1 protein-coding gene is annotated in these 247 nt (G+C 68.4%); it reads left to right on the forward strand.

The window, feature by feature from the left end:
- Nucleotides 1-247, forward strand: a 247-nt coding sequence (locus AC3II9_RS22260; protein ID WP_489158927.1) for a LodA/GoxA family CTQ-dependent oxidase, incomplete at both ends; no start/stop codon positions are given.

Below are 247 nucleotides of genomic sequence, written 5' to 3' on the forward strand. Positions count from 1 at the left end.
GTTCCGCTTTCAGCATGCGCCCGAAGGCTGGGTTGCGCCGCGACCGAGCGAGGTGCTGACCCCCGATGACGTCACCATCCCCAACGGGCCGCTCTGTGGCCAGATGCCGGGTGGCATCACGCGGTGGATGGCGGTCCCGTGGCAGACCGACACCAGCAGTTGCCGGTCGGGCTACACCCCCGCTTATGACCCTTACGTCCCCACCTTCTGGCCGGCGCGCGTGCCCAACGAGGTGCTGACCAAGGAG

Source organism: Lysinibacillus sp. RU7 (genome assembly GCF_057837305.1).